The following is a 12,888-nucleotide window of genomic DNA, read 5'->3' as shown; positions in this document are numbered from 1 at the left end:
CTCAGGCCCGTTCCAGCACGCCGCTACAATCGGCCGGTTGCGCCATGTGCGTGCTGAGCCAGTCGAAGACGCGTCCCGCCTTGCCTTCGATGGCGCTGCCAAAGCCCCGCTGCGCCAGCAGGGCGATGCCATTCGTGGCCTGCAGCACGCCGGGCGCCAGCAGCAGCGCGCCAGCGTCGTCGCGGCGCACGCACCACGGCGCCAGGCAGTCTTCCAGCAAGGGTCCCAGCACCAGGTTGTGCGACGAGACGATCACCAGATGGCGCGCGGCCAGCGTATGCAGCACGGCGGCAGCCGCCGCCACCGACTCGAGGTGATTCGTGCCGCGAAAAATCTCGTCGATCAGGAACAGCGCCGGCGCGCCCTCCTCGGCCAGCGCCAGCAATTCGCGCGCACGCCGCAGTTCGGCGATATATAAACTTTCGCCGCCATCGAGCGAATCTTCATTCTGCATGCTCGCATACACGGCCAGGCGCGGCACATCGGCGCTGTGCGCATGACAAAAGCCAAAGGCCCGCGCGCAGACCAGGTTCAAGCCTATGCAACGCAGCAAGGTGCTCTTGCCAATACCGTTCTGACCGGAGATGAAGCTCCCCTTGCCCTGCACGCCGAACGACAGCGGCGCGGCGTTCTCCAGCAACGGATGCCGCATGTCCTGCAAGGCCAGGGAGCGCGGCGCCGCGGTGCCGGCCCAGCAAAACACGGGGAGCGTGCGCAGGTGCCGCGCCAGCGCCAGGTCCGCTTCCAGCTGCACCACCTGGGTAAAGCTGTCGCACAGGAAGGGCAGCTGCCGCGCCACCAACTGGCGCGTGCGGAAATAGCGCTTGACGTTTTTCAGCAGCAGCCAATCGCCATATTCGACCAGTACTGTATCGATGAAGGGCACGTAGTGCAGCAGCGAGCGCTCGATGGCGCGCGTCAGCTTGGCCGCCTGCGCGCCGCCGGCAGCCCATGGCAAGGCTGCCGGCCCATCAAGCCGCGCCAGCGCGGCACGGGTTTTCAGCAGGTGGCGCAAAGTAGCGAGGATGCGTTCCCACGCCTTGGCGCTTTCGTAGAAACGCACCTGTACAGCCATCAGCGCGACACAGGCGGCCAGCACGCCAAACAGCGCCGGCCAGCCCACCAGCCAGGTGGCGGCGATGGCCAGCAACAGGGCCAGCGGCACCAGCCATAGCCAGGCGCTCCACCATGGCGCCGGTGCCAGCGCCGCGCCGAACAGGGTCTCGCTCACCTCTGTATCGGCCTGGCGCAAGGGCAGGCAGGCGCGCTCCAGGCTGGCCGCCTGGGCCGGGTCATCCAGCAATCGCCGGACGCGCGCGACAGAGGCAGTATCGGCCTGGCCGCCGCTCAGACGCCGGTGCAGCTCCTGCTGGCCGAAGATGCTGGTCTCGCGCGCCAGCTGCGCCGCATACTGGTCGAGCAGCAGCTCGTCCCAGGTCTGGCCATCAAGCGATGGCGCCTCGCCCGTCAGCCGCTGCAGCATCGCCACGTCGCTGCGCGCGAAAGGATAATCGAGCGCCGGCGCGAAGGCGCCGGCAGGGAAAAGTTGCTGGAGGAACGGATGCATGGCGCCTGCGGAGGAGTCGATGAAGGGAATGCCACAGCAGATGCAGGCGATTGCCAATTTATCAAGTGCCGACTGCACGGACGGACACCCCTGGACAGCGCGGACACGGCGGACAGCCGGACATAAAAATTTTCCCCTTTAAAATCAATGATTTAATATCTGGCATGGATCGTGCATTGAAAAGGTCATTCTTCACGAGACATGACCATGATCCGCGATACCTCCTCTCAAGACGCCGTACTGTCTGCCCCGCCGGGCCAGCGCCACAAGAAACGCGCCCTGCTGCTGGCCGGCGCCGTCATCGTCATCGGCGCCGCCATCGCGGTCGTTGCCGGCTGGCGCAACAGCGAGCATTCGGTCAACAGCAGCCGCCTGCGCATCGCCGACGTCACGCGCGGCACCCTGATCCGCGATGCCGCCGCCACCGGCCGCGTCGTCGCCTCGATCAGCCCCACCCTGTATTCGACCACGGTGGCTACCGTCACGCTGAAAGCGAAGGCGGGCGACACGGTGAAAAAGGGCGACATCCTGGCCGTGCTGGAATCACCGGACCTGTCCGACGCCCTCAAGCGCGAACAATCGAGCGTGCAGCAGCTGGAGGCGGAAGTGGCGCGCCAGCAGATCCTGGCCAAGAAGCAGAAGCTGCTGGCGCGCCGTGAAGCCGATACGGCCGAGATCGAGCGCCTGTCCGCCCAGCGCACGCTCGAACGTTACGAAAGCGTGGCGCAGGTGGGCATCATCGCCAAGATCGATTACCAGAAGGCCAAGGATGCCTTGAATTCGGCCGATATCCGCAGCAAGCACGCTTCGCAGGCGGCGGGCCTGGAAAGCGAAGACGTGACCCTGGCGCTCAAGACCAAGGTGAATGAACTGGAACGCCAGCGCCTCGTCCGCGACAACGCCCAGCGCAGGGTCGACGAACTGACCGTGCGCGCGCCCGTCAACGGCTTCATCGGCACCCTGTCGGTGGCCAACCGCAGCGTGGTGCAAGCCAATACGGCCCTGATGACCCTGGTCGACCTGTCGCAGCTGGAAGTCGAGCTTGAGGTGCCGGAAACCTATGTGGCCGACATGGGCCTGGGCATGCGCGCCGAGATCGAAACGGGCGCCATCCGGGCGACGGGCAAGCTGTCGGCGCTATCGCCCGAAGTGGTGAAAAACCAGGTGCTGGCGCGCGTGCGCTTCGACGGCGAGCAGCCGGCCGGCCTGCGCCAGAACCAGCGCGTGGCGGCGCGCCTGCTGATCGATGAAAAACCGGATGTGCTGATGCTGGCGCGCGGCTCCTTCGTCGAAGCCGAAGGCGGCCGTTTCGCCTACGTCGTGCGCGACGGCGTGGCGATACGCACGCCGATCAAGCTGGGCGCGACCAGCGTCTCGGCCGTGGAAATCCTCGACGGCTTGAAGCTGGGCGACAAGGTGGTCGTCGCCGGCACGGAAGCGTTCGAAAACGCGGCCCGCATCTCCCTCAATTAATCCCCTCTCTCACCTACCCGGAGACTCCCCATGCTGCGCATGCAAAATCTGAACAAAATCTATCGTACCCACATGATCGAAACGCATGCGCTGCGGGGTTTTGAAATCCACGTCAAGCAGGGCGAATTCGTCACCGTCACGGGGCCTTCCGGTTCCGGCAAGACGAGCTTCCTGAACATCGCCGGCCTGCTGGAAGAATTCACCGACGGCGAATACATCCTCGATGGCGTCAACGTCAGGGGCATGGACGACAATGCCCGCTCGCGCTTGCGCAATGAAAAACTCGGCTTCATCTTCCAGGGTTTTAATCTGATCCCCGACCTGTCGCTATTCGACAATGTCGACGTGCCGCTGCGCTACCGGGGTTTCAACCGCGCCGAACGGAAGGAACGCATCGAGGAAGCCCTGGCCAAGGTGGGCCTGGCTTCGCGCATGAAACACTATCCGGCCGAATTGTCGGGCGGCCAGCAGCAGCGCGTGGCAATCGCGCGCGCGCTGGCCGGCTCGCCCAAGCTGCTGCTGGCCGATGAACCGACGGGCAACCTGGACACGCAGATGGCGCGCGGCGTGATGGAGTTGCTGGAAGAAATCAATGCGCAAGGCACCACCATCCTGATGGTCACGCACGATCCGGAACTGGCGCTGCGCAGCCAGCGCAATGTGCACATCATCGACGGCCAGGTGTCGGACCTGGTGCAGCACGGCGCCTCGCTGTCGGCCAGGCCGCAGCACGCCGCAACCGTGTAAGGAGAGACCATGTTCCGCTACTATTTCACGCTGGGCCTGCGCAGCCTGCGCCGCAACCGCGCCCTGACAGCGCTGATGGTACTGACCCTGGCCGTCGGCGTGGCCGCCAGCGTGTCCACCGTCACCATCCTGCACGCCATGTCGGGCGATCCGCTGCCGCACAAGAGCGACCGCATGTTCGTGCCGATGATCGATATCCTGCCCGTCAAGGGCTACGTGCCCGGCCAAAAGCCCGGCTTCGCGCAATCCCAGATGAGCTATATCGATGCGCGCAACTTCATGGCCAGCAAGATGGGCGTGCGCCGCACCGTCATGTATGGCGTGGCCGGTCCGGTCGAGCCGGCGCGCAAGGATATCGGCTCCTTCCAGGCGCAGGGCATGGCACCCACGCGCGATTTCTTCAGCATGTTCGACGCTCCCTTCCGGTACGGCCAGCCGTGGAGCGAAGCCGACGACGCCAGCGGCGCCGACGTGATCGTGCTGAGCCGCGCGCTGGCCGAAAAACTGGTCGGCAACACCAATCCCGTCGGCCAGCGCGTGACGGTGCTGGGCCGGCCCTACATGGTGACGGGCGTGCTGGCGACCTGGGACGTGGTGCCACGCCCCCATCGCATCATCGGCAGCAAGGGCGCCTTCGGCCCGGAGGATGAATTCTTCATCCCGTTTGCCAGCGCGATTCGCCACGAGATGGGGCACGACGGCGGCATGAGCTGCAATGGCGACCAGAACGCCCCCGGCTTCCAGGGCCGGCTCGCCTCTGGCTGCACCTGGCTGCAGTTCTGGTTCGAAATGGCCAGCAGCGGCGAGCGTGGCCAGCTGCAGCAGTACCTGGACGCCTATGCGGGCGAGCAGCGCAAGCTGGGGCGCATGATGCGCAATGCGCCGAACCGGCTGTACGACCTGAACGAATGGATGAGCTACCTGCAGGTGGTCGACAACGACAACAAACTGGCGGCCTGGCTGGCCTTCGGCTTTCTGCTGCTATGCCTGGTCAACACCATCGGCCTGTTGCTGGCGAAGTTTTCCGTGCGCGCCAGCGAGGTCGGCATCCGCCGCGCGCTGGGCGCCACGCGGCGCGACATCTTCCGCCAGTTCCTGATCGAAAGCGGCGTGATCGGCCTGGCCGGCGGCGTGATCGGCCTGCTGCTGGCGTTTGGCGCGCTGGCCGTGGTCAGCAAGCAGTCGGAGGAGCTTGGCACCGTGGCGCACATGGATGTGCCGATGCTGCTGCTGACGTTTGCCATGTCGGTATTGGCGGCCCTGCTGGCCGGCCTGTTGCCCACCTGGCGCGCCTGCCAGGTGACGCCAGCGATCCAGCTCAAGTCCCAATGACACCCACTTCTTCACTATGAGGTCCAGCATGGAAATCCGTCCCATCCTGTCGGCGCTGATGCGCAGCAAAACCGGCGCCATCCTGGTGGCGGTGCAGATCGCGATCAGCCTGGCCATCCTGGCCAATGCCCTGCACATCGTCAACCTGCGCCAGGCCGTGGCCGCGCGGCCCACCGGCGTGGCCGCAGAAAACGACATTTTTTATGTCAATATCCAGAACATGGACCGCGGCAGCCACCAGCGCCAGCTGTCCGAGCAAAAGCGCCAGGCGGCCCTGCTGCGCGCCTTGCCGGGCGTGCTGTCGGTGGCGCAGACGTCGCAGGCGGTGCTGTCGCGCTCCGGCAACTCCACCAGCGTGTCGGCCAAGCGCAGCCAGGTCACGCCCAGCGCCAACATCTCGACCTACGTCACCCCCGATTCACTGGTCAAGACCTACGGCTTGCAGCTGGTGGAAGGGCGCGACTTCCTCCCTGAAGAAGTGCCCGAGATCGACGAAGATGTCGACGACAGCTACCCGAAGGTGGCCATCGTGACGCGCGCGGCGGCGCAAAAAATCTGGCCCGGCGAAACCAGCTTTGTCGGCAAGACGCTGTACAAGGGTACCGGCGCCGATGATCCCGAGCTGCGCGTGGTCGGCGTCGTCGAGCGGCTGCAGACGCAGGTCGGCCAGGTCCGGGCGGAAGGAGAATATTCGATCCTGATGCCGGCGCGCCTGACGGGCGGGCGCGATTCGCTGCTGTATGCGGTGCACGCCGAACCGGGCCAGCGCGACCGCCTGATCAGGGAAGCGGAACAGGCCATCCGCAGCGCCAGCAGCGACCGCCTGCTGGTGCGTATCGACACCCTGGAACAACACCGCCAGTTGCGCTATCGGGCAGACCGCGGCCTGTCATGGATGCTGATCGCCGTCTCGACCCTGCTGCTGCTGGTGACGGCCAGCGGCATCGTCGGCATCGCCAGCCTGTGGGTGACGCAGCGCAGGAAGCAGATCGGCGTGCGGCGCGCACTGGGCGCCCGCCGCGTCGACATCCTGCGCTACTTCCTGACCGAGAATTTCATGATCACCAGCGTCGGCGTGGCCTGCGGCGTGCTGCTGGCCCTGGGCTTGAACCAGCTGCTGGTAAGCCAGCTGGAAATGGCGCGCCTGCCGCCCGGCTACCTGCTGGCTGGCGCGCTGGTGTTCTGGCTTCTGGGGGTGGGCGCCGTGTACGGCCCGGCATGGCGTGCGGCCAGCATTTCGCCGGCCACGGCCACCCGCAGTACCTGAGCCGGCACCTGAGTGATATGCTGCGCGCATGCCTACCGTACTGATTATTGACGACAATGCCGCCGTGGCCATCGCGCTGGACGTGCTGTTCTCCCTGCACGAGATCGACGCCGTGCGCGCCGCCTCGCCCGAGGAAGGCCTGCACCTGCTCGAGCGCCACGCCATCGACCTGGTGGTACAGGATATGAACTTCACGGCCGACACCACGTCGGGCGAGGAAGGCGGAGCGCTGTTCCACGCCATCCGCGCGCGCTACCCCGACTTGCCCGTGATCCTGCTGACGGCCTGGACCCAACTCGACGCGGCCGTCGAGCTGATCAAGTCCGGCGCGGCCGACTACCTGGCCAAGCCATGGGATGACAGGCGCCTGATCGCCAGCGTGCAGAATCTGCTGGAACTGGGACAGGCCAACCGCGCACTGCGCCAGCGCGTGGTTGCCGAGCAGCGCCAGCGCCACGCCCTGGAACACGACTTCGACTTGCGCGGCATGGTGTGGCAAGACCCGGCCACCGAAAGAGTGGTGCACCTGGCGTGCCAGGTGGCGCGCGCCGACGTGCCCGTGCTCATTTCGGGGCCGAACGGCAGCGGCAAGGAACGCATCGCCGCCATCGTGCAAGCCAATTCGCAGGTCGCCGGCGGTCCCTTCGTCGTGCTCAATTGCGGCGCCGTACCGGTGGAGCTGATCGAGGCCGAACTTTTCGGCGCCGAGGCGGGCGCCTATACCGGCATCACGCGCGCGCGCGACGGCAAGTTCGACGCGGCCGACGGCGGTACCCTGTTCCTCGACGAGATCGGCAACCTGCCGCTGGCCGGACAAATGAAACTGCTGCGCGTGCTGGAAACGGGACGCTTCGAGCGCCTCGGATCGAACCGCGAGCGGCAAGTGAAAGTGCGCGTCATCAGCGCCAGCAACGCCGACCTGCCGGCGATGATCAGGGCCGGCACGTTTCGCGAAGACCTGTTCTACCGCCTGAACGTGATCGAGCTGCGCCTGCCGCCGCTGGCCCAGCGCCCGCTGGACATTTTGGTACTGGCGCGGCATTTCCTGGGCGGCGAAAAAACCCTGGACGCGCAGGCGCAGGCCACCCTGCTGGCACACGGCTGGCCGGGCAATGTGCGGGAACTGAAAAACGTCATGCAGCGCGCCAGCCTGCTGACGCCCGGCCCGGTGATCGGCGCGCAGGAAACGGGCTTGCCGCTGGCCGGTGCGGCATCGCCAAGCGTGCCGCAAGATGTCGCGACGGAACCGGACCGCGACAGCGTCACCGCGGCGCTCGCGCGCGCGCATGGCGTGGTGGCGCAGGCGGCGCAGGAACTGGGGCTGTCGCGCCAGGCGCTGTACCGGCGCATGGAGCGCCTGGGCATCGCGCGCGGCTGATGGCAGACCGCCCCATGCGCCTCTCCCTGCTCACGCGCTGGACGGCGCTGATCGTCACCTTGCTGGTGCTGGGCATCGTCATCGCCCTGCTGCTCGCGCATTTTTTGCCAGGCCAGCCGCTGCTGGTACTGGCTGGTACCCTGCTGTGCGTGCTGCCGGTGGCCGTTATTACCATCCGTGCGCAACTGCAGGCGATGCTGTCGCTGTTTCGCGCCTTGAGCGGCACGGTCGCCAGCTACCAGGACGGCGACTTCGGCTTCAGCTTGCGCTGGCCGCAAAACGATGAACTCGCCGATCTGGTGGCGGCCCACAATGCGCTGGGCGACGTGCTGCGCAAGCAGCGCCTGGACCTGGTGCAGCGCGAACTGCTGCTCGACACCATGGTGCAAAACACGCCGGTGGCCATGCTGCTGGTGGCCGAGGGCAGCGCCATCGTCTACGCCAACCTGGCCGCGCGCCAGTTGCTGCACCACGGCCGCCGGCTCGAGGGGCATCACCTGGCAGACATCGTGCAGCAGGCGGCGCCGGCCCTGGCCGAAGCGCTGGCGCGCCGCAACGACGGCCTGTTTACCAGCGGCGAAGGGGAACAGGAAGAGGTGTATCACCTGGCGCGGCGCAGCTTCAGCCTGAACGGGCGCAAGCACGAACTGCTGTTGCTGCGCCAGCTGACCCTGGAACTGCGGCGCCAGGAAGTGCAGACCTGGAAAAAAGTTATCCGCGTCATCAGCCATGAGCTCAACAACTCGCTGGCGCCGCTGGCCTCGCTGGCCCATTCCGGCGCCGAGCTGGTGCGCCGTGGCCAGACGGAGCGCCTGCCGCAAATCCTCGCCACCATCGAGGAGCGCACGCGCCATCTGGAAATCTTCATCCTCGGCTATGCGCGCTTTGCCAAGCTGCCCTCGCCGCGACTGGCACCGTGCGAATGGCAACCCTTCCTCGACAGCCTGGCCTCGCAAGCGGCCTTCACGCTCGACGGCCCACCGCCCGCGCAGGCGGCCTTGTTCGATGCGGCGCAAATGCAGCAGGCGCTGCTCAACCTGCTCAAGAATGCGCTGGAATCGGGCTCGCGGGAAGAGCATATCGGCCTGCATGTCAGCCAAACGCATGGCCAGCTGCGCATCGAAGTGCGCGACCGCGGGCCGGGCATGAGCGGCGCCGTGCTGGAAAACGCGCTGGTGCCGTTTTACTCCACCAAACGCAGCGGCACGGGACTGGGCCTGGCCCTGGCACGAGAAATCGCCGAAGCCCATGGTGGACGCATCACCCTGGCCAACCGCGCAGGTGGCGGGCTGGCCGTGACCTTGATTCTTCCCTTACTGGATAGAAATTAGTTCCTCGTATAACTATTTTTAAATCACAAAATCGCAGAATATTTTTGAGTAAAATATTGACAATAATAGTTTTAATTATCGCAACTCCTCGCGTCCTATGCCCGTGTGTTAGAAATAAGCTATTTAAGTTTTCATAATGATATAAAAATAGCTCATTGACAACGAATTATCTTGGCGATAATTTATCACTGCGGTACGGTTTTTTTTGAAACATTAATCGTTTTTTCGCGGGGATCAACATGAAACTAAAATCACTCATCGCAGCGGCAGTACTCAGTGCCGCCTCCATCGGCAGCGCCAGCGCCACCGCCTACACGGTCAACCTCGTCAATACCACGGGCAATCTGTGGACCAGCGGTTTCAACGCCGTGCCCAGCCCCCTCGGCGACTTCACCGATACCTTCACGTTCACACCCAACGCGACCTTCGGTTCCACCGCGCAAACCTTCCTGGCCAACCTGTCCGTCACGGGCACGGACAGCTCCTCCATCCACTTCACCGGCGCCAACCTGAACGGCATAGGACTGACCGGCTTTGGCGGCCCCACCGTCTTTGGCTATGCCCAAGGCGAAGTCCTGGCGCCCACGAGCGTCCTGTTCAACGGCCCGCTGGTTCTGACCGTGATGGGCAACACCAAGGGCGGCAGCTATGGCGGCACCTTCAACCTCAACCTGGCTCCCGTTCCTGAACCGGAAACCTATGGCATGCTGCTGGCAGGCCTGGGCATACTCGGCTTCCTGGCGCGACGCCGCAAGCAATCTTGAGCGCACCACCCAAAAGACGCTACGGCGTCTTTTTCTTTGGCGGCTGCTAAACTGGCGCCATGACGACCGATTTTATCTCCACCAGCCACACCGCTTTCAGCCACCCGGGCCACCCGCCCGCCACCACCACCGAACACCGTGGCATCCGCTACCTGCACCTGGGTACCAAGTGGGTGCAGGGCGCCATGCGCCTGGACAAGCCCGACGCCATCGAGCTCGAATACGTGCAGATGATGATGATGTGGATGCTGTTCAAGACGCAGCCCAAACGCATCGTGCAGCTGGGCTTGGGCAGCGCCGCGCTGACCAAGTTCAGCTACCGCCGCTTTCCCGACGCCACGGTCACGGCCATCGAACTCAATCCGAACGTGATCGCCATCTGCGGCGCCCAGTTCGCGCTGCCGCCGAACGACGCTCGTCTGGACGTGCACGAAATGAATGCGCTCGACTTCGTGCTCGACCCCGCCAACCACGGCACGGTCGACGCGCTGCAAGTGGACCTGTACGACGAGGACGCGCGCGGCCCCGTGCTCGACACGCCCGAGTTCTACCAGGCCTGCTTCGACTGCCTGACGGACGACGGCATCATGTGCACGAATGTCTTCGGCGACTTCCCCAACTACGACAAGAACCTGCAGGCGATGGAACTGGTCTTCGACGCCGTCGTCTGGGTGCCGGAAATGGAAGATGAAAACATCGTCGTGCTGGCCTTCAAAAAATCGCCGTCGCTCGACTTCAGTGAGCTATACGAACGCGCCGCCACCATCAAGAAGCAGTTCAACCTGCCCGCCAAGAACTGGGTCAACGGCTTGAAGCAGTGGATGCTGGACCAGCAGTAGCGCCGTATCACGCCGGCAGCAGCGCGCCCAGGCGGCGCGCCAGGCCATCCATGTTCTCGGCCGGCACCTGCGCATAACCGAGCAGGAAACCGTTCCAGCCTGCCCCGTCTCCCGTGCCATGCGCGGACAGGGCCAGCGCCACGATGCCGTCCTGCGCGGCGCGCCGGCTCAGCGCCAGGTCATCCCATTGCTTGTCGTGAAAACGCAGCGCCAGGTGCATGCCGGCCATGCCGCCATGCATGGCGCTGCAATGCCTCGCTCAAGGCGTCGCGGCGCTGGCGGTACAGCCTGCGCATGCGGCGCACGTGGCGCGCAAACAGGCCGCTGCGCAGGAACTCGGCCAGCGCCAGCTGCTCGGCCACGCGCCCCCGCGCGGCGCCCTGCGCCTGCATCTGCGCGAAGGCCCCGGCCAGCGCGGCCGGCACCACGATAAAGGCGATGCGCAAGGCGGGAAACATGGTCTTGCTGAAGGTCCCCAGGTACACGACGGGCGCGTCGGCCACCAGTCCCTGCATGGCAGCCAGGGGCGGGCCGCCATGGCGAAACTCGCTGTCGTAATCGTCCTCGATGATCAGCGCTCCGGCCGCACGCGCGCGTTCGAGCAGCGCCATGCGGCGCGCGGGACTGAGCACGCTGCCCGTCGGATACTGGTGCGATGGCGTCGTGTAAATCAGGCGCGGCGGCGTATCGCGCCAGTCCGCATCCGTCGGCGCGATGCCATCCATGTCGACGGCGATGCCCCTCACCTGCAAGCCGGCGCCACGGCCCGCCGCCAGCGCGCCGCCATAGCCGGGATGCTCGATCCACAAGTTATCGCCCTGGTCGGCAAAGGCGCGCAGGCAGACATCGAGGCTGCTCTGCGTGCCGTCCGTGATGAACACCTGGCCCGCGTCGCAGACGACGCCGCGCGCGGCGCGCAAATGCTCGGCGATGGCCATGCGCAGCTGGGGCTCGCCGGCGGGGTCGCCGTAATTGAGCTGGCGCGGCGTCAGCGCGCGCCACGCGCGGTCCAGCATGCGCCGCCACTGCGCCAGCGGAAATTCGTCGAGCGCCGGTACGCCAGGCGCGAACGCGCCCATGGCGTCGGTGGGAAACACCAGCGCCGCGCTGGCATCCTGTCCTGCCACGCCGCGCAAATACCGGGCGCGGCACGACAAACCCTTCGCTGGCCAATTGCTCGTAAGCGTGCAGCACGGTATTGCGCGCCACTCCCAGTTCGGCCGCCAGCACGCGCGTGGCAGTCAGCCGCGTACCGGGCGCCAGCTGGCCGCCGCGGATCGCCGCGCGCAGGCATTCATGCAGCAGGCGCTGGCGCGGCCAGCCCCGCTCGCGGTGCGTGCGCTCGAACGCGCCCAGCAGCAAAGCGAAATCCATGCGCCCCTTTCATCGTGGCTCTATATTATTTTGCAGTTCTGGATCTTTTTTCAGGGCCAGATGCCGATTATAGTGCGGCCTGCTTCTTCAACCAACCGGATTCCCGCCATGACCGCTACCGCCCTGCCTCCCAGCCCCCGTACCCGCGTGCGCCGCGTCGCCGAACTGACCAGCTACGAGCAAGCCGCCCTGTACGCCATCGTCGATGCCGCCTACCTGTGCCATATCGCCTTCCACGACGACAAGGGCAGCCATTGCATCCCGACCGCCTGCTGGCGCATCGATGGCCACCTGTACATCCATGGCTCGAACGGCAGCCGCATGCTCAAGCGTTTGCAAGAGAGCGACGTCTGCGTGACCATCACCCATCTCGACGGCCTGGTGCTGGCGCGCTCCGCCTTCAACCACACGATGAACTACCGTTCGGCGATGGTGTACGGGCAGTTTGAAAAAGTAGGCGAGATCGGCCGGCAGCATGCGGCCATGGACGCGCTGATGGAAAAGCTGGTGCCGGGACGCCTGGCGCACGTGCGCGGCGGCAGCGCCAAGGAATACGCGGCCACCACCGTGCTGCGCATCGCGCTCGACGAATATGCCGTCAAGCAGCGCCAGGGCGGCCCGCTCGACGACGCGGACGACATGGCGCATGCCGTCTGGACGGGCGAACTGCCGTTTACCCACGGCCGTGGCGCGGCCATTGCCGATGCGCTCAACACCAGCGACATGCCCGCGTATGCCGCCGCCTGGAGCACGGAATCCGCTTGACCGGCCAGCGTGCTTGACCGATGATCGGCGTTGATGGCGATCGCCACCAAT

At 65.6% G+C, this 12,888-nt stretch carries 10 protein-coding genes and 1 pseudogene; 9 read left to right on the top strand and 2 right to left on the bottom strand.

Annotation, left to right across the window (positions count from 1 at the left end):
* Position 1: 1 nt before the first annotated feature.
* Complete coding sequence (locus tag AC1RJW_RS08220; RefSeq protein WP_493044531.1) at positions 2-1,567, bottom strand: MutS-related protein; 1,566 nt, start codon at positions 1,565-1,567, stop codon at positions 2-4.
* Positions 1,568-1,774: 207 nt separating this feature from the next.
* Between AC1RJW_RS08220 and AC1RJW_RS08215 the strand changes: the two genes are divergently transcribed.
* The 8 genes from AC1RJW_RS08215 (at position 1,775) to AC1RJW_RS08180 (ending at position 10,698) form a co-directional block, all read left to right on the top strand.
* Complete coding sequence (locus AC1RJW_RS08215) at positions 1,775-3,040, top strand: efflux RND transporter periplasmic adaptor subunit (protein ID WP_493044530.1); 1,266 nt, start codon at positions 1,775-1,777, stop codon at positions 3,038-3,040.
* A gap of 30 nt (positions 3,041-3,070) precedes the next feature.
* Positions 3,071-3,787, top strand: a complete 717-nt coding sequence (locus tag AC1RJW_RS08210; RefSeq protein WP_493044529.1) for an ABC transporter ATP-binding protein — start codon at positions 3,071-3,073, stop codon at positions 3,785-3,787.
* Between the two features lie 9 nt (positions 3,788-3,796).
* Entirely contained in the window at positions 3,797-5,119 is a 1,323-nt protein-coding gene (locus AC1RJW_RS08205) for an ABC transporter permease (RefSeq protein ID WP_493044528.1), read from the top strand.
* A 28-nt stretch (positions 5,120-5,147) separates the two neighbouring features.
* Complete coding sequence (locus AC1RJW_RS08200) at positions 5,148-6,386, top strand: ABC transporter permease (protein ID WP_493044527.1); 1,239 nt, start codon at positions 5,148-5,150, stop codon at positions 6,384-6,386.
* Positions 6,387-6,414: 28 nt separating this feature from the next.
* Complete coding sequence (locus AC1RJW_RS08195; RefSeq protein ID WP_493044526.1) at positions 6,415-7,764, top strand: sigma-54-dependent transcriptional regulator; 1,350 nt, start codon at positions 6,415-6,417, stop codon at positions 7,762-7,764.
* Positions 7,765-7,778: 14 nt separating this feature from the next.
* Positions 7,779-9,095 (top strand): sensor histidine kinase, encoded by a 1,317-nt coding sequence (locus tag AC1RJW_RS08190; RefSeq protein WP_493044525.1) that lies wholly within the window; start codon positions 7,779-7,781, stop codon positions 9,093-9,095.
* 239 nt (positions 9,096-9,334) lie between these two features.
* Entirely contained in the window at positions 9,335-9,859 is a 525-nt protein-coding gene (locus AC1RJW_RS08185; protein ID WP_493044524.1) for an FxDxF family PEP-CTERM protein, read from the top strand.
* A 59-nt stretch (positions 9,860-9,918) separates the two neighbouring features.
* A complete protein-coding gene (locus tag AC1RJW_RS08180) occupies positions 9,919-10,698 on the top strand; it encodes a spermine/spermidine synthase domain-containing protein (RefSeq protein WP_493044523.1) in 780 nt (259 codons plus the stop codon).
* 7 nt (positions 10,699-10,705) lie between these two features.
* Here AC1RJW_RS08180 and pdxR read toward each other — a convergent pair.
* A pseudogene (gene pdxR / locus AC1RJW_RS08175) lies at positions 10,706-12,072 on the bottom strand (MocR-like pyridoxine biosynthesis transcription factor PdxR).
* 108 nt (positions 12,073-12,180) lie between these two features.
* On the opposite strand from pdxR, the gene AC1RJW_RS08170 reads away from it, so the two are divergent.
* Positions 12,181-12,837, top strand: a complete 657-nt coding sequence (locus tag AC1RJW_RS08170; protein ID WP_493044522.1) for a pyridoxamine 5'-phosphate oxidase family protein — start codon at positions 12,181-12,183, stop codon at positions 12,835-12,837.
* Positions 12,838-12,888 lie beyond the last annotated feature (51 nt).

Source organism: Janthinobacterium sp. GW822-FHT07A03 (assembly GCF_058798815.1).
The sequence above is the reverse complement of the archived record's forward strand: the minus strand, read 5'-3'. Positions and strand labels throughout refer to the sequence as shown.